We start from the raw sequence: 22,737 nt of genomic DNA, 5'->3' as shown, positions 1-22,737 counted from the left end.
CCAGTGCTCTGTTGCGGGGCACTTGAGACCTGGCCAAGGAGTCAGTATTCTCCGCGGCCGCCCGAATCCGGTCCAAAAAAAAGCGCGGATTTAATTCCTGACCAGAAAGCCAACTTACCCCGGCTCTGGACAGTACCAAGGCTTCCCGAAAAGACGCTCAATCGACTGTTTTAGAACAGCCGAACGGGCATTTTTTGGCTTTTTGAAAGCCTTGGCTCAGCTCTTGCTAACAGCACCAAAGCTGACCGAATGGATGATTTTTTACAGCAGCAAGAAAAGGCGCCACACCAGAGCGCCGACCTTAGAAAAATAACGTGGAACCACCTACTTTTTGGGAGCAACCGAATGAAACGTACGTGCACCAGCCTGATGCTCGCGGGATCCTTGCTGGCCGGGGGCCAGGCCATGGCCGGCGACTTGCTGCAATGGCAGAACAACAGCCTGACCTACCTCTATGGCAAGGACTTCCAGGTCAACCCGCGCATTCAGCAAACCGTCACTTTCGAGCACGCCGATGCCTGGAAATACGGCGACAACTTCGTGTTCGTCGACAAGATTTTCTACAACGGCAAGGACGACCCCGGCGTCGGTTCGAACACCTACTACGGCGAAATCAGCCCACGCTTGTCGTTTGGCAAGATTTTCGATCAGAAACTGGAGTTCGGCCCGGTCAAGGACGTGCTGCTGGCCATGACGTACGAGTTCGGTGAGGGCGATACCGAGTCCTACCTGATCGGTCCGGGTTTCGACCTGGCGATTCCCGGCTTCGATTACTTCCAGCTGAACTTCTACCAGCGTCACACCGAAGGCAGCCGTCCCGGTGACAACGTGTGGCAGATCACACCGGTCTGGTCCTACACCATTCCGGTGGGCGATTCGAACATCCTGATCGATGGCTTCATGGACTGGGTGGTCGACAACGACAAGAACAGCAAAGGCACCTACCACGCCAACCTGCACTTCAACCCGCAGATCAAATACGACTTGGGCAAGGCGCTGAACATTGGCGAGAAGCAGTTGTATGTGGGTGTCGAGTACGACTACTGGTCGGACAAGTACGGGATCAGGGACAGTCAGTACTTCAAGACCGATCAGAGCAACACGAGCTTGCTGGTGAAGTTCCACTTCTGATCTTTGCTTTATGCGGCGTCTGGAAGGGCGCCTTCGCGAGCAAGCCCCCTCCCACAGTTGATTCAGTGGTGATCACAAATAATGTGTTCACCGGAGATCCCATGTGGGAGCGGGCTTGCTCGCGAAGGCCGCGCCGCCAATCTCAAGCCGGAACCGCAGGCTCCACCAACCCCAGAAACCGGCACAGCTCATCCCGTTTGGCCAACGCATCGCGCCGCCCCAGGTCAATCAATTCGCTGCAATACCCCGCCTCGAACAGCAGATAACTCAGCACCCCCGCCCCGCTGGTCTTGGTCGCCCCCGGCCCGCGCAAAAACAGGCGCAAGGCCGCCGGCAGTTCCTGGCGATGCCGCGCCGCAATCTCATCGATCGGCTGACTCGGTGAAATCACCAACACATCCACTGGCGCCGCCCCCAATGCACGACTCGAGATGCCATCGGGCAGCAGATGGCTGAACTGGTTCAGACGCTGCAACAACTCGATGTCACTTTCCAGGCTGTCAATGAACGTACTGTTGAGCAGGTGCCCACCGACTTGCGCCAGGGTCGGCTGCTGACCGGTGTAGGCGCGTTGCAGCGGCTGTTGCGGATCGACCCCGCGCGGGTTGCCGCTGACGCCCACCACCAGCACGCGACTGGCGCCCAGGTGCAGGGCCGGGCTGATCGGTGCCGATTGACGCACCGCGCCATCGCCGAAATATTCTTCGCCGATTTTTACCGGTGCGAATAGCAATGGAATCGCGGAACTGGCGAGCAGATGGTCGACAGTCAGCTGGGTCGGCACGCCGATTCGCCGATGGCGCAACCAGGATTCGATGGTCCCGCCGCCCTGATAAAACGTGACCGCCTGACCGGACTCGTAGCCGAACGCTGTAACCGCTACGGCCCGCAATTGCTTTTGCGCAATCGCTTCGGCAATCCCGGGCATGTGCAATCTGTGATTGAGTAAGCGGCGCAGCGGCGAGCTGTTGAGCAGGGCCACCGGCACCGGCGAGCCGATGCCCATCAGGTTGTGACTGACAAAACGGGTGGCTTGATGAATCACCCCGGGCCAATCGCTGCGTAATACCAGATGGCTGCGAAAACCTTGCCAGAAGGCCGTCAGACGCTCGATCGCGCCACGAAAATCCGTCGCCCCACTGGCCAGGCTGACCGCATTGATTGCCCCGGCCGAGGTGCCGACGATCACCGGAAACGGATTCGCCGCGCCCATTGGCAACAGCTCGGCAATCGCCGCCAGCACGCCCACTTGATAGGCCGCCCGAGCCCCACCGCCGGAAAGAATCAACCCTGTAACCGGTTCAGCAGAACTCATTGCAACACTCCATGGTGCTTGAAGGGATCGGTGATTCAACCGCGTTTGGCGTACAGTTTCGGCTCGCCCGGTGGACGGCTCTTGAAGCGGCGATGCGCCCAAAGGTATTGCTCCGGACATTCACGCAAAGCACTTTCGACCCACTGGTTGATCCGAATGCAATCGGCCTCTTCCGTCTCGCCGGGAAAACCCTCGAGCGGCGCATGAATCACCAGTCGGTAACCGCTGCCGTCAGCCAGGCGCTGCTGAGTGAACGGCACCACCAGCGCCTTGCCCAACCGTGAAAATTTGCTGGTGGCGGTGACGGTCGCCGCCTGAATTCCGAACAGCGGCACGAAGATACTTTGCTTGGCGCCGTAGTCCTGATCCGGTGCGTACCAGATCGCCCGCCCCGCCCGCAGCAGTTTAAGCATACCGCGCACGTCGTCGCGCTCCACCGCCAGCGAGTCAAGGTTGTGCCGCTCGCGGCCACGACGCTGGATGTAGTCGAACAACGCATTCTTGTGTTCGCGGTACATGCCATCAATGGTGTGCTGCTGACCGAGCAACGCCGCGCCAATCTCCAGCGTGGTGAAGTGCACGGCCATCAGAATCACGCCCTTGCCCTCGGCCTGGGCCTGTTTCAAATGCTCCAGGCCTTCGACATGGGCCAGTTTCGCCAGACGCTTGCGCGACCACCACCAGCTCATGGCCATCTCGAAGAAGGCGATGCCGGTGGAGGCGAAGTTTTCCTTGAGCAGGCGCTTGCGCTCGGCAGCGGATTTTTCAGGGAAACACAGCTCAAGATTGCGCTTGGCAATGCGCCGTCGGTCGCCGGCCACTCGGTACATCAATGCACCCAGGGCGCGACCGATCGCCAGCAACGCCGGATACGGCAACTGCACAATCAGCCACAACAGCCCCAGGCCACACCACAGCGGCCAGAAACGCGGAGAAAGAAATGCTGTTCGAAATCGCGGGCGTTCCATTAAAGCTTCCGGAAAGACAATGGCCGCGCATTCTACATCGTTCGACCCGGCTTGCGGCCCGCGGGCGTTCTCGTTATAAGTCTCGGCACTTTTAGTGACAAGCCGTTGTATGCCGACCATGAGCCAAACCGAACCGCTAGACCAAGATCCCGTGTTCCAGTTGAAGGGCAGCATGCTCGCCATTACGGTGCTGGAACTGGCCCGTAACGACCTCGAGAACCTTGATCGCCAATTGGCCGCCAAGGTCGCCCAGGCGCCCAACTTCTTCAGCAACGCGCCGCTGGTACTGGCCCTGGACAAACTCCCGGCCAGCGAAGGCTCGGTCGACCTGCCGGGGCTGATGCGCATCTGCCGCCAGCATGGCCTGCGCACCCTGGCGATCCGTGCCAGCCGCATCGAAGACATCGCAGCGGCCATTGCGGTCGATCTGCCGGTGCTGCCGCCCTCCGGCGCGCGGGAACGCCCGCTCGACCCGCTCGAAGGCGTCGTTGCGAAAAAACCGGAAAAACCACCGGAGCCGACGATCAAACCCACGAAAATCATTACCTCGCCAGTACGGGGTGGCCAGCAGATTTATGCCCAGGGCAGCGATCTGGTGGTGATTTCGTCGGTCAGCCCGGGGGCGGAACTTCTCGCCGACGGGAACATCCATGTATACGGCCCGATGCGCGGTCGTGTCCTGGCCGGCGTCAAAGGCGACACGAAAGCCAGGATTTTCTGTCAGCAAATGACCGCTGAACTGGTCTCCATCGCAGGCCACTACAAGGTTTCCGAGGACCTGCGACGCGATCCATTGTGGGGCGCGGGCGTACAAGTCAGCCTGTCGGGTGACGTGTTGAACATCATTCGGCTTTAACGGATACTGCCGCATTTTCCAAGCATCTCTAAAACGTAGCGAAAACGGCTCAAACGAAGTAGGAAAAAGGCCAAAAGCAGTGTTTACCGGGGGTAAACGCCGCTCAGAACCGGATTCCAGCCAAGGCTGTCCGACTGCAGTAGTTTTTCAAGAGATGTTTTTCAGGGGCTAAACGTCCTTTTTCCTTAGGGGTAAAACACCTTGGCCAAGATTCTCGTGGTTACATCCGGCAAGGGTGGTGTGGGTAAGACCACCACCAGCGCCGCTATCGGTACCGGCCTCGCTCTGCGTGGTCACAAAACAGTTATCGTCGACTTCGACGTCGGTTTGCGTAACCTCGACCTGATCATGGGTTGCGAGCGTCGCGTGGTGTATGACTTCGTCAACGTGGTGAACGGCGAAGCCAACCTGCAACAGGCCCTGATCAAAGACAAGCGCCTGGAAAACCTCTACGTGCTGGCCGCCAGTCAGACCCGCGACAAAGACGCGCTGACCCAGGAAGGCGTAGAAAAAGTCCTGATGCAGTTGAAAGAAGACTTTGAATTCGTGGTCTGCGACTCCCCGGCCGGTATCGAGAAAGGTGCCCACCTGGCCATGTACTTCGCTGACGAAGCGATCGTCGTGACCAACCCGGAAGTCTCCTCCGTACGTGACTCGGACCGCATGCTGGGCCTGCTGGCCAGCAAGTCCCGTCGCGCCGAAAACGGCGAAGACCCGATCAAGGAACACCTGTTGCTGACCCGCTACAACCCTACGCGCGTCGTCAACGGCGAAATGCTCGGCGTCGAAGACGTCAAGGAAATCCTCGCGGTGACCCTGCTGGGCGTGATTCCAGAATCGCAAGCCGTCCTCAAGGCCTCCAACCAGGGCGTGCCGGTGATTCTCGACGACCAGAGCGACGCCGGCCAAGCGTACAGCGATGCCGTCGATCGTCTGTTGGGCAAGATCGTGGACCATCGTTTCCTCGATGTCGAGAAGAAGGGATTCTTCGAGCGACTTTTTGGAGGTAGGTAATGAACCTTTTTGACTTCTTTCGTGCCAACAAAAAGCCCAGTACCGCCTCGGTAGCGAAAGAGCGTCTACAGATCATCGTGGCGCATGAACGCGGCCAACGCAGTACGCCGGACTACTTGCCAGCCTTGCAGAAAGAACTGGTGGAAGTGATCCGCAAGTACGTCAATATCGGGTCCGATGACGTGCACGTCGCTCTGGAAAACCAGGGCAGCTGCTCGATTCTGGAACTCAATATCACCCTGCCAGATCGCTGAGTCGATCCGGCGGGAGCCACGGCGGCTCAGGGCCCTTCCATGACTGGAGGGGGCCTGAGTCGCCGTTGGCGTTTGTTACGAGGCTGTTTTAATGCCGTTGTCCAACATCCGCATCATCCATCAGGACGCCGCCGTACTGGTGGTGGACAAACCGACCCTGTTGCTCTCCGTCCCCGGACGGGCCGATGACAACAAGGACTGCCTGATTACGCGCCTGCAAGAAAACGGCTACCCGGAAGCGCGAATTGTCCATCGGCTGGACTGGGAAACCTCCGGCATCATTCTGTTGGCCCGTGACCCGGACACTCATCGCGAGCTGTCTCGGCAATTTCACGACCGCGAAACCGAAAAGGCCTACACCGCCCTGTGCTGGGGACAACCGGAACTGGACAGTGGCAGCATCGACTTGCCCCTGCGCTACGATCCGCCGACCAAGCCACGTCACGTGGTGGACCACGAATTCGGCAAGCACGCCCTGACCTTCTGGCGCGTACTGGAGCGTTGTGGCGACTGGTGCCGCGTCGAGCTGACGCCGATCACCGGCCGTTCCCACCAGTTGCGCGTGCATATGCTCTCCATCGGCCACCCGTTGCTGGGTGACGGTCTCTACGCCCATGAGCAAGCCCTGGCCGCCTGGCCACGCCTGTGCCTGCACGCGAGCATGCTGAGCTTCACTCATCCGCAAAGCGGCGAACGCCTGCGCTTTGAGTGCCCGGCACCGTTTTAAGCGCAAGAAAAAAACCTGTGGGAGCGGGCTTGCCCGCGATGGCGGTGCATCAGCCAACATTAATGTTGAATGTCAGTCCGCTTTCGCGGGTAAGCCCGCTCTCACAGGGATCACCTGCAGACGCAACACCGTCAGCCCGCCGCCAATTTTTTGGCCAATACGTTAAACTGGCGCCACTGCTGTCTGGAGCTTCTTATGCGCGAAGAGTTGAACCAAGGCCTGATCGACTTTCTCAAGGCCTCCCCTACCCCGTTCCATGCCACCGCCAGCCTTGTCCAGCGTCTGGAAGCGGCCGGTTTTGTGCGCCTCGACGAGCGTGAGCCGTGGACCACCGAAGCCAATGGTCGTTACTACATCACCCGTAACGACTCTTCGATCGTTGCAATCAAAATGGGCCGCCATTCGCCCCTGCACGGTGGTATTCGCCTGGTCGGCGCGCACACCGACAGCCCGTGCCTGCGAGTCAAGCCTCAGCCGGAACTGCAGCGCCAGGGGTTCTGGCAACTGGGCGTCGAAGTCTATGGCGGTGCATTGCTGGCGCCATGGTTCGACCGTGATCTGTCCCTGGCCGGCCGCGTGACCTTCCGCCGTGATGGCAAGGTCGAGAGCCAGTTGATTGATTTCAAGGCGCCGATCGCGACCATTCCGAACCTGGCCATTCACCTCAACCGTGAAGCCAATATGGGCTGGGCGATCAATGCCCAGACCGAATTGCCGCCGATTCTCGCGCAGTTCGCCGGTGACGAGCGCGTGGACTTCCGCGCCGTGCTCACCGATCAGCTGGCCCGCGAACATGGCCTGAACGCCGACGTGGTGCTCGATTACGAGCTGAGCTTCTACGACACCCAAAGCGCGGCGATCATCGGCCTGCATGGCGATTTCATCGCTGGTGCGCGTCTGGACAACCTGTTGTCGTGCTACGCCGGCCTCCAGGCCTTGCTGACGACCGAAACCGACGAAACCTGCGTCCTGGTCTGCAACGATCACGAAGAAGTCGGCTCCTGCTCGGCCTGTGGCGCCGACGGTCCGATGCTTGAGCAAACCCTGCGTCGCCTGTTGCCCGAAGGGGATGAGTTCGTCCGGACCATTCAGAAATCCCTGCTGGTCTCGGCCGACAACGCCCACGGCGTGCACCCGAACTACGCCGACAAACACGATGCCAATCACGGCCCGAAACTCAACGCCGGCCCGGTGATCAAGGTCAACAGCAACCAGCGTTACGCCACCAACAGCGAAACCGCCGGGTTCTTCCGTCATTTGTGCATGGCCGAAGAAGTACCGGTGCAGAGCTTCGTGGTGCGCAGCGACATGGGCTGTGGCTCGACCATCGGCCCGATCACCGCCAGCCACCTGGGGGTGCGCACCGTGGACATCGGCCTGCCGACGTTCGCCATGCACTCGATCCGCGAGCTGTGCGGCAGCCATGACCTGGCGCACCTGGTCAAAGTGCTGAGCGCGTTTTACGCCTGCCAGGAATTACCGTAATCCCATGTGGGAGCGGGCTTGCTCGCGAAGGCGGTGTGTCAGGCAGCATTAATGTCGACTGACACTCCCTCTTCGCGAGCAAGCCCGCTCCCACATGGATTGCGCTGCTTCTGACTCACATCACCAACGCCCGCCCGAAAGCCACCTAGACTTGCAGTAACCCCTCCGACAAGGCTGTCACCATGATTTCGATGTCTTCGTTTCATGCCATGCTGATCCCGATTCTTTCCGGGATGATCATGCTGGCCATCGGCTTCAACTTCCGCGACAAGAACGCCGGTGTGTTCGCGATGTGGGTCGGCATGTTGATGATCCTCGCCACCGTGATCTACAAAATCCTCGCCAAACTCAACGAATAAATCCTTACGCCCGGCTCGCATTGATTTTGACGGGCTCGTACACTCGGCCGATTCGCCCATCCGAGGTTGACTGCCTAGTGTTCGCTCGTCTTTTTGCCCTGCCCTGTCTGTTCCTTGTCTGCCTGATGACACTGCTGCCGATGGCCCCTGCCCAGGCGGTCGGTTTGCCAAGCCTGCTCAGCTCGACTAAAGCCCAGCCAGAAGCGCAAGAGCCGTTGGGGCAATCGCTGGACGAAGTCATCAAGTCGCTGGAAAACGATCAGCAGCGGACCAAACTCCTGGCGGACCTGAAGAAGCTGCGCGACGTCACCAAAAAAGCCCAGCCGACCACCGAACAAGGCGTTTTGGGCCTGATCGGCGGCACCCTGGCCGGTTTCGAAAAGCAATTTTCCGGTGCCGACAGCCCCCTCACGCGCTGGTCCGAAGAGGTCGATCTGGCCAAGGATGAGCTGGAGGCGCTGATGCTGCCGGCCAACGAATGGCTACCGATCATCTTTGCCTTCGCCATGATCCTAATGGTCTGGAGCCTGCTGGCCGCCGCCCTGATCTGGCTCGGCCACCGGGTGCGCATGCGCTTCGGCCTCACCGAAGAACTGCCGCAACACCCCAAGGCCCTGGACATGTTGCGCTTTGCCTTGCGCAAACTCGGGCCGTGGATGATCGCCTTGGTCATGACCGTCTACATGACCTACGCCCTGCCCTCGTCATTGGGCAAAAGCCTGGCCATGGTGCTGGCTTATGCGCTGGTGGTCGGCACCTGTTTCTCGGCGATCTGCGTCATCGCATTTTCCGTGCTCGATGGCCCGCATCGTCACCGCGCCTTGTATATCCTGCGGCATCAGGCTTTCCGCCCGTTATGGTTGATCGGCAGTTTCGCCGCTTTCGGAGAAGCCCTGAACGACCCGCGCCTGATCGCCAGCCTCGGCAGCCACCTGGCCCATACGGCGGCAACGTTGGCCAATGTGCTGGCGGCGATCTTCACCGGGCTTTTCATTCTGCGTTTCCGGCGGCCCATCGCACACCTGATCCGCAACCAACCGTTATCCCGGCGTCTGACCCGCCGCGCCCTGAGCGACACGATCGAGATCCTCGGGACCTTCTGGTATCTGCCGGCGCTGGTGCTGGTGGGCATCTCGCTGTTCGCCACCTTCGTCTCCGCCGGCGACACCAGCACCGCGTTGCGTCAGTCGCTGATCTGCACCGTGCTGCTGGTGCTGTGCATGGTCATCAACGGGCTGGTGCGCCGCCATTCACTCAAGCCCCAACGCGGCCCCAAACGCCATGCGTTGTATTCGGATCGCCTGAAAAGCTTCTTCTACACCCTCGCCCATCTCGTGGTATGGCTGGCGTTCATCGAACTCGGCCTGCGGGTCTGGGGCATGTCGCTGATCCGCTTCACCGAAGGCGAAGGCCATGAAGTCAGCGTCAAACTGTTCAGCCTCGGTGGCACGCTGATTTTTGCCTGGCTGATCTGGATTCTCAGCGACACCGCCGTGCACCACGCCCTCACCCGCTCGCGCAAAGGCCTGGCCAATGCCCGGGCGCAGACGATGATGCCGCTGATCCGCAACGTGCTGTTCGTGGCGATTTTCATCATTGCTCTGATCGTCGCCCTGGCGAACATGGGCATGAACGTCACGCCGCTGCTGGCTGGTGCCGGTGTCATCGGCCTGGCCATCGGTTTCGGCGCGCAATCGCTGGTGGCCGACCTGATCACCGGGCTGTTCATCATCATCGAAGACTCCCTGGCCATCGACGATTACGTGGACGTCGGCGGCCACCTGGGCACGGTCGAAGGCCTGACCATCCGCACCGTGCGCCTGCGGGACATCGACGGCATCGTTCACACCATCCCGTTCAGCGAAATCAAAAGCATCAAGAACTACTCCCGGGAATTCGGCTACGCGATCTTCCGGGTGGCGGTGCCCTCGAACATGGACATCGACGAGGCAATCAAACTGATGCGCGACGTCGGCCAGAAAATGCGCACCGACCCGCTGCAACGGCGCAACATCTGGTCGCCGCTGGAGATCCAGGGGGTCGAAAGTTTCGAGTCAGGCAATGCGATTCTTCGCGCGCGCTTCAAGACTGCGCCGATCAAGCAGTGGGAAGTGTCCCGGGCGTTCAACCTGTCGCTCAAGCGGCATCTGGATGAGGCCGGATTGGATCTGGCGACACCGCGCATGAGCATTCAGGTGATCACCCCCGGTGGCGAACAATCTGCGTAGACGGGAAATATCGTGTGGGCAGGCGCAGCACGGGTTCAGACCACATCCACCCCGACATGAATCGCATCATGGCGCCAAAACTCCAGGTCACAATCGATCAGCCGCTGGTGCTGATCGTAGTTGACCCGGGCAATCCGCAACCCCGGGCTGCCCACCGACACCCGTAAAGCCGCCGCCGCGTCCACCGACAGCGCTGTCGGCACAATCTCGAAGCGCACCCGCCCATAGTGCAAGTCGTAATGCCGCGCATACAGTTCGGTCATCGACTGATTCAGATCGAAATCCAGAATCCCCGGAAAATACTGCGGGTTCAGGTAGTGCTCCACGTACAACACCAATCGCCCGTCAATCCGTCGCGAGCGGCAGATCTGGATCACGCTCGACAGCGCCGGCAACTGCAGCCAGGCACATACCGCCGCTGACGCCGGCTGCAAACGCGCGGAAATCACCTCGGTGGACGGCACCCGCCCCTGGGCGCTGACCATCGCGTGAAAGTGACTGCGCTGCATCAAGTTATAAGCCAATCGCGGCGGCGACACGAACCAGCCGCGCCGCTCTTCGCGATAAATCTGGCCCTGGGCCTCCAACTGCAACAACGCCTCACGCACGGTAATCCGCGTGGTACCGAACAACTCACTGAGCTTGCGCTCGGCCGGTAACTTGCTCCCGGGCGCCAACAGGCCGTGGTCGAGCTGTTCTTGCAGAACCTGCCCGATCGCTGTCACCGCTTTGGTTGTCTCGATGCGCATTAACGTTACCTATCTGGACTAGACCAGCACTGATTCAGGGCAGAACCGCGATCGAAACCGGGCTCCATCAATTGCCTGCAAGCCTAGGCACTGCAGATGACTGACAGATGACAAAGCCGCCGAACGGTTGCTTCTGACACCTGCAATTTTATGGCCAAGTCCCTTTCATATCAGCCCTTTAGCCATGGTCTACGCTTATCTCGCACCCCGCGTATCCGAGCACAGGAAATTCAGGCCGACCGGTCGTCGACATCAAAATGTCATCCAGGACGCCTAAATTGGCTCAGGTATTGCTGACCTAGACCAACACAACCGCAATCGCAGCGTTGAAAACGCCCAAAGGAGCTTCGGATGAAACAGTTTTTCCTGGCATCACTGTTAGGCTCGACCATTGCCCTGTGCACTGCCGCCATGGCGGCGGATACCGATCTGAAAACACTCGAAGCCGCTGCGAAAGCGGAAGGCGCCGTCAACAGCGTCGGCATGCCCGATGACTGGGCCAACTGGAAAGGCACCTGGGAAGACCTGGCCAAGAAATACGGCCTGAAACACATCGACACCGACATGAGCTCGGCCCAGGAAATCGCCAAGTTCGCCGCCGAAAAAGACAACGCCACAGCCGACATCGGCGACGTCGGAGCCGCCTTCGGCCCGATCGCGGTCAAGCAGGGCGTGGTGCAACCTTACAAGCCGAGTACTTGGGCACAGGTTCCGGAATGGGCCAAGGACAAGGACGGTAACTGGGCACTGGCCTACACCGGCTCCATCGCGTTCATCATCAATAAAAAGCTGCTGCACGGTTCCGAAGCACCGACCAAATGGGCCGACCTCAAGAGCGGCAAGTACAAAGTCTCCATCGGTGACGTAAGCACCGCAGCCCAGGCTGCCAACGGCGTACTGGCCGCCGCCCTCGCCAACGGTGGTGACGAGAAAAACATTCAGCCGGCCCTGTTGCTGTTCGCCGACATCGCCAAGCAAGGCCGCCTGTCCATGGCCAACCCGACGATCGCCACCATGGAAAAAGGTGAAATCGAAGTCGGTGTGGTCTGGGACTTCAACGGCCTGAGCTACAAGGCCAAGATGGCCAATCCGGATGACTACACCGTGTTGATTCCGTCCGATGGCTCGGTGATTTCCGGCTACACCACCATCATCAACAAATACGCCAAGCACCCGAACGCCGCCAAACTGGCCCGCGAATACATCTTCAGCGACGCTGGCCAGATCAACCTGGCAAAAGGCAACGCCCGTCCAATTCGCGCCGAGCACTTGACTCTGCCGGAAGAGGTCAAGGCCAAGCTGCTGCCTAACGAGCAGTACAAAAAAGTCACGCCGATCAAAGACGCGGATGCGTGGGAAAAGACCTCCAAGTCGCTGCCGCAGAAGTGGCAGGAAGAAGTCATCATCAATATGCCGTAAGGCAATAGATCCCCATTGGGGGATCTGATGGAGATCCATGTGGGAGCGGGCTTGCTCGCGAAGGCGGACTGACATTCAACACATTTGTTGACTGACACGCCGCTTTCGCGAGCAAGCCCGCTCCCACACTGGATCGAGTGAAGCCTGAGCCTTTTCGAACACCTGTTTTTGCGGAGTCCCAACCCCCATGAAGCACAACGTCATCCTTGTCGTGCTCGACGGCCTCAACTACGAAGTCGCGCGCCACGCCATGGGGCATCTGCAGGCTTACGTTGGCGTAGGACGCGCGGCGCTCTACAAACTGGAGTGCGAACTGCCGGCCCTGTCCCGACCGCTTTACGAATGCATTCTGACCGGCGTTACGCCGATCGACAGCGGCATCGTTCACAACAACGTCTCGCGCCTGTCCAATCAGCGCAGCATCTACCATTACGCCACCGACGCCGGCCTGAAAACCGCCGCCGCGGCCTATCACTGGGTCAGCGAGTTGTATAACCGTTCGCCGTTCGTGGCCGCCCGGGACCGTCACACCGACGACCCCACACTGCCGATCCAGCACGGTCACTTCTACTGGAACGACCACTACCCGGATTCGCACCTGTTCGCCGACGCGGAAAGCCTGCGCCTGCGCCACGCGCCGAACTTTCTGTTGGTCCACCCCATGAACATCGACGACGCCGGGCACAAGCACGGCCTCGACACCCCGCAATACCGCAACAGCGCCCGCTCGGCGGACGTCATCCTCGCCGACTACCTGCAAGGCTGGCTCGACGGCGGATACCAGGTGCTGGTGACCGCCGACCACGGCATGAACAACGACCGCTCGCACAACGGCCTGTTGCCAGAGGAACGGGAAGTGCCGCTGTTCGTCCTCGGCGACGCCTTCAGCTTCAGCCAAAGCGCAGCACCGAAACAAACCGAACTGTGCGGCACCGTCTGCGAACTGCTGGGCGTGCCCCACGACAAACCTGTGTGCCAGGAGTTGCTCAAGTGAATGCCATGACCCGCGGTAAATGGCTGGCCGCTCTGTGCCTGGTGCCCTTCGCGATTTTCTTCTTCGTGTTCGAGATCGCCCCGCTGCTCTGGGTGATGATCAACAGCCTGCAATCGGAAGAGTTCGGTTGGGGCCTGGCCAACTTCAGCAAAATCTTCAACTCGAAGTTCTATTTGCAGGCGATCCAGTACAGCCTCGAGATCAGTTTCTGGTCCAGCGTATTCGGCATCGTCATTGCCGTGCTCGGCGCCTACTCCCTGCGCCGGGTCGACTCGAAACTGCGCAACTTCGTGAATGCGTTCGCCAACATGACCAGCAACTTCGCCGGTGTGCCCCTGGCCTTCGCGTTCATCATTTTGCTGGGGTTCAACGGCACCTTCACCATCATGCTGAAACAGGCCGGAATCATTCAGGATTTCAACCTGTACTCGAAAACCGGGCTGATCATTCTCTACACCTACTTCCAGATTCCCCTGGGCGTGCTGCTGCTCTACCCGGCGTTCGATGCACTGCGCGAAGACTGGCGTGAGTCTGCCGCACTGCTCGGCGCCAACGGCTGGCAATTCTGGCGGCACATCGGTCTGCCGGTGCTGACTCCAGCACTGCTGGGCACGTTCGTGATTCTGCTGGCCAACGCCCTCGGCGCCTACGCCACGGTCTACGCCCTGACCACCGGCAACTTCAACGTGTTGCCGATCCGCATCGCCGCGATGGTGTCCGGCGACATTTCCCTCGACCCGAACCTCGCCAGCGCCTTGGCCGTGGTGCTGGTGGCGTTGATGACCCTGGTGACCATCGTGCATCAGCTGCTGTTGAAGAGGAGCTACCATGTCTCGCGCTGAACTGGGGCCCGTCGGTGTCTACCACCGGGTCATCGTGTATTTGCTGTTTGCCATTCTGTTATTGCCGCTGCTCGGAACCTTGATCTACTCGATCGCCAGCAGTTGGTCGGCGACGATTATGCCCAGCGGCTTTACCTTCAAGTGGTACATCCAGCTGTGGAGCGATCCGCGCTTTCTCGACGCGTTCGGCCAGTCGCTGCTGGTGTGTATCGGCTCGCTGATTCTGTCGGTGGTGCTGATCCTGCCGCTGCTGTTCGTGGTGCATTACCACTTCCCTAAGCTCGACGCGCTGATGAACATCCTGATCCTGCTGCCCTTCGCGGTGCCGCCGGTGGTGTCGTCGGTGGGGCTGTTGCAGCTCTACGGTTCCGGGCCGTTCGCGATGGTGGGTACGCCGTGGATTCTGATCGGTTGCTACTTCACCGTGGCGCTGCCGTTCATGTATCGGGCCATTACCAACAACCTGCAAGCCATCAACCTGCGCGACCTGATGGACGCCGCACAATTGCTCGGCGCCAGCACTTTTCAAGCAGCTTTCCTGGTGGTGCTGCCGAACCTGCGCAAGGGTCTGATGGTGGCGTTGCTACTGTCGTTCTCGTTCCTGTTCGGTGAGTTCGTGTTCGCCAACATCCTCGTCGGCACCCGCTATGAAACCTTGCAGGTCTACCTCAACAATATGCGTAACAGCAGCGGTCACTTCACCAGCGCGCTGGTGATTTCCTACTTCTTCTTTGTGCTGGTTCTGACCTGGGCGGCCAATATCTTGAACAAGGACAAAAGCGAATGAGCTATGTCAGCGTCCAACATCTGCAAAAGAATTACTCAGGCACCACCGTCTTCAGCGACATCAACTGTGAAATCAGGAAAGGCGAATTCGTCACCCTGCTCGGCCCGTCCGGCTGCGGCAAGTCCACGCTGCTGCGCTGCATCGCCGGCCTGACTTCGGTGGACGGCGGCCAGATTCTGCTGGAAGGTCACGACCTCGTCCCGCTGAGCCCGCAAAAACGCGGAATCGGCATGGTGTTCCAGAGTTACGCGCTGTTCCCGAACATGACCGTGGAGCAGAACGTCGCCTTCGGTTTGCGCATGCAGAAGGTCAACGCCGACGACAGCCACAAGCGCGTCGCCGAGGTGTTGAGCCTGGTGGAGCTGAACGACTTCGCCGCCCGTTACCCGCATCAACTGTCCGGCGGCCAGTGCCAGCGTGTTGCGTTGGCTCGCTCGTTGGTGACCCGGCCTCGGCTGTTGTTGCTGGATGAACCGCTGTCGGCGCTGGATGCGCGGATTCGCAAGCACTTGCGCGAACAGATCCGTCAGATCCAGCGCGAACTCGGCCTGACCACGATCTTCGTCACGCACGATCAGGAAGAAGCCCTGACCATGTCTGACCGAATTTTCCTGATGAATCAGGGAAAGATCGTACAGAGCGGCGATGCCGAAACCCTCTACACCGCGCCAGTCGATGTGTTTGCCGCAGGCTTCATCGGCAACTACAACCTGCTGGACGCCGCCAGCGCCAGCAAACTGTTGCAACGGCCGATCACCCACCGCATCGCCATTCGTCCGGAGGCCATCGAACTGAGCCTCAACGGCGAACTCGACGCGCAGGTGCGCAGCCACAGCCTGTTGGGCAACGTGATTCGCTATCGGGTGGAAGCTCGGGGGGTGGAATTGGTGGTGGATGTGCTGAACCGCTCGGCGTCCGACCTGCATCCCGATGGTCAGCGCCTGGCACTTTCCATCGATCCGACAGCCCTGTGTGAGGTAGCCTGATGGCCTTGCTGATGTTGAAGAGAGAACTGCACTGATGGCCCTGGCAATTTTTGATCTGGACGAAACCCTGATCCACGGCGACTGCGCCTCGCTTTGGAGCGAGCAGATGGCCCGCCTCGGCTGGGTCGATGGCGAATCCTTCCTGCGTCGCGACAAGGAATTGATGGACGCGTACGGCAGGGGCCACCTGGCCATGGAAGACTACATGGCCTTCAGCCTGGAGCCGCTGATCGGTCGCACGCCGCAAGAGCTCGAGCACTTGGTGGCGCCCTGGGTGGAAGACTTCATCGAGCCGATCATCTTCAGCGATGCCACCAAAGCCATCGCCGCCCACCGCAAGGCCGGCGACCGGATCCTGGTGATCTCGGCCTCGGGCACGCATTTGGTCAAGCCGATTGCCGAACGTCTGGGCATCGACGAAATTCTCGGCATCGAACTGGAAGTGACGCACGGGGTGTACAGCGGCAACACCGTCGGCACCCTGACCTACCGCGAAGGCAAGATCACCCGCTTGCTGGAATGGCTGGACGCCGAAGAGGAAAACCTTGAAGGCGCGAGTTTCTATTCCGATTCACGCAACGATTTACCGCTGTTGCTGACGGTGGATTTCCCGCATGTGGTGAATCCGGATCCGGTGTTGCTCGAACACGCCGAAAAAGCCGGCTGGCCGATCCATATCTGGAAGTAACCAAAAACCAATGTGGGAGCGGGCTTGCTCGCGAAGGCAGTGTGTCATTTAACATTGATGTCGACTGACACACCGTCTTCGCGAGCAAGCCCACTCCCACAGGTTAAGTGTCGTCAGGTCAGGCTTTCGTCGATCACCAGCACCAACTTGCCCGACACCTGATTGGTCGCCAGCTCCGCAAACGCCGCTTCGGCATCCTTGATCGCAAATGTCTTGGCCAGTTGCGGGCTCAAACGCCCTTCGGCAAACAGCGGCCAGACATGCTGGCCGAGATCGCTGAACAAATCGGCCTTGAACTGCTCGTCGCGATTGCGCAGGGTCGAACCCAGCAGCTGCACACGCTTGGCCAGCACCTGCGCCAGGTCCAGCTGCGCCTCACGCCCCCCCATCAAACCGATCAACACCCAGCGACCATCGCGGGCCAGCAGCTTGAGGTTCAACGCCGCGTAGCTGCCTCCCACTGGATCCAGGATCACATCGAACGGCCCAAGATCGTTCAGGCGCTCCAGATCCTTATTGCGCACCACTCCACCCTGGGCACCCAGTGCTTCACAGTAGGCCAGGCGATCCTCGGAGCCGACGCTGACCCAGCACGGATTACCAAACGCCTTGCACAGCTGAATGGCAGCTGAACCGATTCCACTTGCTCCGGCGTGCAGAAGAACTTTCTCACCCGGTTTGAGCGAAGCCAGTTGAAACACATTCAGCCAAACGGTCGCATACACTTCCGGCAACGCCGCGGCCTCGGCCAGGGACAAACCTTCGGGAACCGGCAACACATGCCGTCCGTCGACAACTACCTCTTCGGCCATCCCACCCCCGGCCAGCAAGGCGCAAACCCGATCGCCGACCTGCCAGGACGAGCCCGGACCGACCTCGCTGATCACCCCCGAACACTCAAGACCCAGTGCTTGACTGGCTCCCGGCGGTGGCGGATAAAGGCCTGCTTTCTGTAACAAATCGGCTCGATTGAGCCCCGCTGCCGCCACTCGGATACGAACTTGTCCTACATCGCATGTAGGACTCGGCTCTTCAACCCACTCCACTCGCCCCTCAACGCCTTGCAATGCTTTCACAGTGCCTCCATAGTGAGTCTGGACTGAGCCCGAAGCTATAGCGCCGGGCTTTCTTGCATTATGCGACCGGCCCTTGTGGGAACCGGCGACTTCAAAGACGGCCTAATATGCGTGATCAATTGTCCCCGCGTCGAATCAGCATGAAGCATTTTTTCCCCAGCACCGCCCTCGCTCTTGTCATTGGTCTCGGTCTTTTGCCGATGTCGAGCAATTCGTTCGCAGCCAACAGCTGGGACAAGCTTCAGCCCGATCGCGACGAAGTCATCGCCAGTCTGAACGTCGTCGAATTGCTCAAGCGTCACCATTACAGCAAGCCGCCGCTCGACGATGCGCGCTCGATGATCATCTACGACAGCTACCTCAAGCTGCTGGATCCATCACGCAGCTACTTCATGGCCAGTGACATCGCCGAATTCGACAAATGGAAAACCCAGTTTGACGACTTCCTCAAGAGCGGCGACCTGAACGCCGGGTTCACCATCTACAAGCGCTACCTGGACCGCGTCAAGGCGCGTCTGGACTTTGCCCTTGCCGAGCTGAACAAGGGCGTCGACAAGATCGACTTCACCACCAAGGAAACCTTGCTGGTCGACCGCAAGGATGCCCCTTGGCTCAAGACCACCGCCGAACTGGACGACCTGTGGCGCAAACGCGTCAAGGACGAAGTGTTGCGGATGAAGATCTCCGGCAAAGAGCCGAAGCAGATCCAGGAAACCCTGACCAAGCGTTACAAGAATCAGCTGGCGCGTCTGGACCAGACCCGCGCGGAAGATATCTTCCAGGCGTACATCAACACCTTCGCCATGTCCTACGACCCGCACACCAACTATCTGTCGCCGGATAACGCGGAGAACTTCGACATCAACATGAGCCTGTCCCTGGAGGGCATCGGCGCCGTGTTGCAGAGCGATAACGATCAAGTCAAAGTCGTGCGCCTGGTGCCTGCCGGCCCGGCCGACAAGACCAAGCAAGTGGCACCGGCCGACAAGATCATCGGCGTGGCCCAGGGCAACAAAGAGATGGTCGACGTGGTCGGCTGGCGCCTGGACGAAGTGGTCAAACTGATTCGTGGGCCGAAAGGCACCGTGGTGCGCCTGGAAGTGATCCCGGCCAGCAATGCGCCGAACGACCAGACCACCAAGATCGTGCCGATCACCCGCGAAGCGGTGAAGCTTGAAGATCAGGCGGTGAAGAAGTCGATCCTCAGCCTCAAGCAGGATGGCAAGGACTACAAGCTCGGCGTCATCGAGATCCCGGCCTTCTACCTGGACTTCAAGGCCTTCCGTGCCGGCGATCCGGACTACAAGAGCACCACCCGCGACGTCAAGAAGCTGCTGACCGAGCTGCAGAAAGACAAGGTCGACGGCGTGGTCATCGACCTGCGCAACAACGGCGGTGGTTCCTTGCAGGAAGCCACCGAGCTGACCAGCCTGTTCATCGACAAAGGTCCGACCGTGCTGGTGCGTAATGCCGACGGCCGGGTCGATGTACTGGAAGATGAAAACCCGGGTGCGTTCTACAAAGGCCCGATGGCGTTGCTGGTCAACCGTTTGTCCGCCTCGGCTTCGGAGATCTTCGCCGGCGCCATGCAGGACTACCACCGTGCACTGATCATCGGCGGCCAGACCTTCGGCAAAGGCACCGTGCAAACCATTCAGCCGCTGAACCATGGCGAACTGAAACTGACCCTGGCCAAGTTCTACCGGGTTTCCGGTCAGAGCACCCAGCATCAGGGCGTACTGCCGGACATCGATTACCCGTCGATCATCGACACCAAGGAAATCGGTGAAAGCGCCCTGCCGGAAGCCATGCCGTGGGACACCATCCGTGCGGCCATCAAGCCGGCGGTTGACCCGTTCAAACCGTTCATCACAGCGCTTAAGTCCGAGCATGACGTGCGCACGGCCAAAGACGCGGAGTTCGTGTTCATCCGCGACAAACTGGCCCTGGCCCAGAAGCTGATGGCCGAAAAAACCGTCAGCCTCAATGAAGCCGACCGTCGTGCACAACACGCCGATATCGAAGCCAAGCAACTGGCCATGGAGAACATCCGTCGCAAGGCCAAGGGTGAAGAGCCGCTCAAAGAGCTGAAGAAAGAAGACGAAGATGCCATCGCGGCCGAGCCGGACAAGACCAAGCCAGAAGACGACGCCTACCTGAGCGAAACCGGGCGGATTCTGCTGGATTACTTGAAACTCAACACCGCGGTCGCCAAGCACTAAGTGGTGACAATCAGGATGATGGCAATTTAATGCTGACGCTCCCCGGAGTGTCATCAAACAGACATCATTCTGTCGTGAAATAAAGGACTGGGAGCTTTACGCTCCCGGTCCTTTTTTTATCGCCAGAGATCGCCATGACCACAACCGAACAGCCGAGTGCCTTGAGCTCAATACTGACTCAAAGCGGTTTGCACAGCCTGTTCCAGCCAATCATTTCCCTCTCTGAACGACGTATCATCGGCTACGAAGCCCTCAGCCGTGGCCCCTCCAACAGCCCGCTGCACTCCCCCATCGCCCTGTTCGCGGTCGCCCGCCAGGCCGGTCGCCTCAGCGAACTGGAGATCGCTTGCCGGCAAAGCGCTTGCCGACGTTTCAATGAACAGCAACTGCCCGGCAAACTGTTCCTCAACGTCTCCCCGGAATCCCTGCTCGAAGCCGCCCACCAACCCGGACGCACCCTGCAACTGTTGCAGGATTTCGGCATACCGCCGAGTCAGGTGGTGATCGAACTCACCGAACAGACCCCGACCGACGATTTCCAGTTGCTGCAAACCGCCCTGCATCACTATCGGGCAATGGGCTTTTCCATTGCCCTGGATGATCTGGGCGCGGGTTATTCAAGCTTGCGGCTGTGGTCTGAATTGCGCCCGGATTACGTCAAGATCGATCGACACTTTATCGACGGCATTCATCAGGACGCGCTCAAGCGTGAATTCGTCGGCTCGATCCTGCAGATCGCCAAGGCTTCGCGGGCAAAAGTGATCGCCGAAGGCATCGAATTGGCAGAAGAACTCGCCGTGCTGACCGAAATGGGCGTCGATCTTGTGCAAGGCTATCTGCTCTGCCGGCCCCAGGAGCATCCGCCCCGCGATGCCCGAACCTTGATGCCCAAACCAACCAGCGCCGCAGCGATGCTGAACGAGGACGCCAGTGACCTCAGCGCCCTGCTCAACGACCAACCGGCGGTGACCAGCGACACCCCGACCGCCACCGTACTGGAAGCCTTCCGCCGCCAGGCCAACCTGAACTCCCTGGCGGTGCTCGACAAGCAGGGCCAGCCGTGCGGCATCGTCCATCGTCATTCGCTCTCGGACGCCCTGCTCAAGCCCTTTGCCACCGACCTGTTCGCCCGCAAACCTATCAGCCGCCTGATGAGCGACGACTTCCTCGCCGTGGAGCTGAGCCAGTCGCTGCAACAGGTCAGCCGCTTGATCACCAGCCGCGCCCGCCAGCGCATCGAAGAAGACTTCATCATCACCCTCAACGGCGGCTATCTGGGCCTGGGTCGAGTGATCGACGTACTCAAACTGATTACCGAACTGAAAATCCAGCAAGCCCGCTACGCCAACCCGCTGACCCTGCTGCCAGGCAACGTGCCGATCCAGCAATGCCTGACACGCCTGCTGCAACAGGAACGGGAATCGGTGATCTGCTACGTGGACATCGACAGCTTCAAACCCTTCAACGACATCTACGGCTACGGTCGCGGGGACGAAGTCCTACTGTGTTTGGCGCAATGCCTGAACGACCGCATCGACCCATCCCGCGACTTCGTCGGCCATATCGGCGGCGACGACTTCCTGCTGGTGCTCGGCCCGGAAGACTGGCGCAAACGCCTGAACCAACTGCTGGACGACTTCCACAGCCAATGCCGACGCTTCTACCGCAGCGAACACCTGGAAGCCGGCTGCTTCATCGCCCCCAACCGCCAGGGCGTAAGACAGGAGTTCCCGCTGCTGTCCCTGTCCATCGGCGTGGTGCATCTGCATCCACAGGCCTGCGGACAGCTCGACGCGAGCCAGCTAGCGGAAATGGCCTCGCAGGCCAAACACCACGCGAAGAATGTGCCGGGGTATAGCGTGCATGTGATTGATAGTTTGGCGGTGCCTGGGCGAGAAGATGAGTTGCTTGTAGGGCAGCGGTGATTGATGGGTCACATTCGCGAGCAAGCCCGCTCCCACATTGGTTCTGCTGGAAGCACACAATCTGTGTACCTCAACATACCCCCTGTGGGAGCGGGCTTGCTCGCGAAGACGCCCGCTCAAACAATACAACTCTTGAGCTCTGATACTCGGCTAACCAGCATCCAAAGGTCGAGCCCGCAACCGCCGCCCAATCACATCCAGCACATCACAGCCATCGCGCAGCGGAATGGCACAGAGCAAGGCAAAGTCACTGAGAATCATCGAATCGCACTCGACCGAGCCACGCATGGACAGGTTCTCAAGCACTTGGGTGACGGCGCGAATTCGATAGCTGGCGGCTTCGGTCAGAATGTCCAGCGGCGCGTGGGTGTCGACAAACAGGGTGGGCATGTCGGTGCAGTTGCTGGTCAACGCCATGAAGCGGCTTTTGGGGTGGGGGATTGGTTTTTCGTAGGGTGGATCAGGATGAAGTGTTGGCATTTGAGACCTTCCGATGAAAATGGGAGCTGCCAAAAGCCTTCCTACAGGCTTGGGTGGCAGCTATACGCGGGGTAGGAATACCGAGCATCGGAAACTCGACCACGCCAAAGCGTGCCCGCGCATAGCCGCCGCGACAGATATTACGGACGCACATTGACGGCCGCAAATCCGACTTCGATTGCTAACGCATTACCGATGCTTAAAGGGTTCCTACACCCCCTCACTGATATTC

The 22,737-nt window shown here is 59.8% G+C and carries 21 protein-coding genes; 16 read left to right on the top strand and 5 right to left on the bottom strand.

What is annotated here, in order from left to right; translation table 11 throughout:
* Positions 1 to 345: 345 nt before the first annotated feature.
* Positions 346 to 1,131, top strand: coding sequence for an outer membrane protein OmpK (locus PSH64_RS08665; protein WP_096479755.1), 786 nt, complete (start codon positions 346 to 348; stop codon positions 1,129 to 1,131).
* Positions 1,132 to 1,273: 142 nt separating this feature from the next.
* Here PSH64_RS08665 and PSH64_RS08660 read toward each other — a convergent pair whose 3' ends face one another.
* A complete protein-coding gene (locus PSH64_RS08660; protein ID WP_305480456.1) occupies positions 1,274 to 2,446 on the bottom strand; it encodes a patatin-like phospholipase family protein in 1,173 nt (390 codons plus the stop codon).
* A 35-nt stretch (positions 2,447 to 2,481) separates the two neighbouring features.
* Entirely contained in the window at positions 2,482 to 3,414 is a 933-nt protein-coding gene (locus PSH64_RS08655; protein ID WP_105339719.1) for a lipid A biosynthesis lauroyl acyltransferase, read from the bottom strand.
* 118 nt (positions 3,415 to 3,532) lie between these two features.
* Between PSH64_RS08655 and minC the strand changes: the two genes are divergently transcribed.
* The 7 genes from minC (at position 3,533) to PSH64_RS08620 (ending at position 10,337) form a co-directional block, all read left to right on the top strand.
* Positions 3,533 to 4,270, top strand: coding sequence for a septum site-determining protein MinC (gene minC, locus PSH64_RS08650; protein WP_105339951.1), 738 nt, complete (start codon positions 3,533 to 3,535; stop codon positions 4,268 to 4,270).
* A 201-nt stretch (positions 4,271 to 4,471) separates the two neighbouring features.
* A complete protein-coding gene (minD, locus tag PSH64_RS08645; protein ID WP_305480455.1) occupies positions 4,472 to 5,284 on the top strand; it encodes a septum site-determining protein MinD in 813 nt (270 codons plus the stop codon).
* A complete protein-coding gene (minE, locus tag PSH64_RS08640; RefSeq protein WP_007940845.1) occupies positions 5,284 to 5,538 on the top strand; it encodes a cell division topological specificity factor MinE in 255 nt (84 codons plus the stop codon). The genes minD and minE overlap by 1 nt, the downstream gene beginning before the upstream one ends.
* 91 nt (positions 5,539 to 5,629) lie before the next feature.
* Complete coding sequence (locus PSH64_RS08635; protein ID WP_028941050.1) at positions 5,630 to 6,265, top strand: RluA family pseudouridine synthase; 636 nt, start codon at positions 5,630 to 5,632, stop codon at positions 6,263 to 6,265.
* A gap of 195 nt (positions 6,266 to 6,460) precedes the next feature.
* On the top strand, positions 6,461 to 7,750 hold the full coding sequence (locus PSH64_RS08630; RefSeq protein WP_105339720.1) for a M18 family aminopeptidase: 1,290 nt from the start codon (positions 6,461 to 6,463) through the stop codon (positions 7,748 to 7,750).
* Positions 7,751 to 7,932: 182 nt separating this feature from the next.
* Complete coding sequence (locus tag PSH64_RS08625; RefSeq protein ID WP_008005668.1) at positions 7,933 to 8,109, top strand: hypothetical protein; 177 nt, start codon at positions 7,933 to 7,935, stop codon at positions 8,107 to 8,109.
* Positions 8,110 to 8,186: 77 nt separating this feature from the next.
* The gene (locus tag PSH64_RS08620; protein ID WP_105339721.1) at positions 8,187 to 10,337 is read left to right on the top strand and encodes a mechanosensitive ion channel domain-containing protein; all 2,151 of its coding nucleotides are present in this window, start codon (positions 8,187 to 8,189) and stop codon (positions 10,335 to 10,337) included.
* 35 nt (positions 10,338 to 10,372) lie between these two features.
* Here the strand turns inward: PSH64_RS08620 and PSH64_RS08615 are convergent, their stop codons facing one another.
* On the bottom strand, positions 10,373 to 11,086 hold the full coding sequence (locus PSH64_RS08615) for a UTRA domain-containing protein (protein WP_007940851.1): 714 nt from the start codon (positions 11,084 to 11,086) through the stop codon (positions 10,373 to 10,375).
* Between the two features lie 351 nt (positions 11,087 to 11,437).
* On the opposite strand from PSH64_RS08615, the gene PSH64_RS08610 reads away from it, so the two are divergent.
* From PSH64_RS08610 to PSH64_RS08585, 6 genes are all read left to right on the top strand, one after another.
* On the top strand, positions 11,438 to 12,505 hold the full coding sequence (locus PSH64_RS08610) for an ABC transporter substrate-binding protein (protein ID WP_305480454.1): 1,068 nt from the start codon (positions 11,438 to 11,440) through the stop codon (positions 12,503 to 12,505).
* Positions 12,506 to 12,692: 187 nt separating this feature from the next.
* Positions 12,693 to 13,499 (top strand): alkaline phosphatase family protein, encoded by an 807-nt coding sequence (locus tag PSH64_RS08605; protein WP_305480453.1) that lies wholly within the window; start codon positions 12,693 to 12,695, stop codon positions 13,497 to 13,499.
* A 5-nt stretch (positions 13,500 to 13,504) separates the two neighbouring features.
* Positions 13,505 to 14,341 (top strand): ABC transporter permease subunit, encoded by an 837-nt coding sequence (locus PSH64_RS08600; protein WP_167331172.1) that lies wholly within the window; start codon positions 13,505 to 13,507, stop codon positions 14,339 to 14,341.
* Positions 14,328 to 15,128, top strand: a complete 801-nt coding sequence (locus tag PSH64_RS08595) for an ABC transporter permease (protein WP_253420496.1) — start codon at positions 14,328 to 14,330, stop codon at positions 15,126 to 15,128. Before PSH64_RS08600 ends, PSH64_RS08595 begins: the two co-directional genes overlap by 14 nt.
* Positions 15,125 to 16,114 carry an ABC transporter ATP-binding protein gene (locus PSH64_RS08590; RefSeq protein WP_305480452.1) on the top strand — a complete coding sequence of 330 codons (990 nt, stop codon included), beginning with the start codon at positions 15,125 to 15,127 and terminating at the stop codon, positions 16,112 to 16,114. Before PSH64_RS08595 ends, PSH64_RS08590 begins: the two co-directional genes overlap by 4 nt.
* A 34-nt stretch (positions 16,115 to 16,148) precedes the next feature.
* Positions 16,149 to 16,802, top strand: a complete 654-nt coding sequence (locus PSH64_RS08585; RefSeq protein ID WP_305480451.1) for an HAD family phosphatase — start codon at positions 16,149 to 16,151, stop codon at positions 16,800 to 16,802.
* Between the two features lie 113 nt (positions 16,803 to 16,915).
* On the opposite strand, the gene PSH64_RS08580 is transcribed toward PSH64_RS08585, so the two are convergent.
* Positions 16,916 to 17,878, bottom strand: coding sequence for a zinc-binding dehydrogenase (locus PSH64_RS08580; RefSeq protein WP_305480450.1), 963 nt, complete (start codon positions 17,876 to 17,878; stop codon positions 16,916 to 16,918).
* Positions 17,879 to 18,018: 140 nt separating this feature from the next.
* On the opposite strand from PSH64_RS08580, the gene PSH64_RS08575 reads away from it, so the two are divergent.
* Together PSH64_RS08575 and PSH64_RS08570 are read left to right on the top strand one after the other, a co-directional pair.
* The gene (locus tag PSH64_RS08575; protein ID WP_305480449.1) at positions 18,019 to 20,100 is read left to right on the top strand and encodes a carboxy terminal-processing peptidase; all 2,082 of its coding nucleotides are present in this window, start codon (positions 18,019 to 18,021) and stop codon (positions 20,098 to 20,100) included.
* A 134-nt stretch (positions 20,101 to 20,234) separates the two neighbouring features.
* Entirely contained in the window at positions 20,235 to 22,025 is a 1,791-nt protein-coding gene (locus PSH64_RS08570) for a bifunctional diguanylate cyclase/phosphodiesterase (RefSeq protein ID WP_305480448.1), read from the top strand.
* A 150-nt stretch (positions 22,026 to 22,175) separates the two neighbouring features.
* Here the strand turns inward: PSH64_RS08570 and PSH64_RS08565 are convergent, their stop codons facing one another.
* On the bottom strand, positions 22,176 to 22,505 hold the full coding sequence (locus PSH64_RS08565; protein ID WP_305480447.1) for a hypothetical protein: 330 nt from the start codon (positions 22,503 to 22,505) through the stop codon (positions 22,176 to 22,178).
* Positions 22,506 to 22,737 lie beyond the last annotated feature (232 nt).

It is taken from the genome of Pseudomonas sp. FP1742, from assembly GCF_030687145.1.
In the GTDB taxonomy this organism is placed as follows: Bacteria; Pseudomonadota; Gammaproteobacteria; order Pseudomonadales; family Pseudomonadaceae; genus Aquipseudomonas; species Aquipseudomonas frederiksbergensis_D.
The sequence above is the reverse complement of the archived record's forward strand: the minus strand, read 5'-3'. Positions and strand labels throughout refer to the sequence as shown.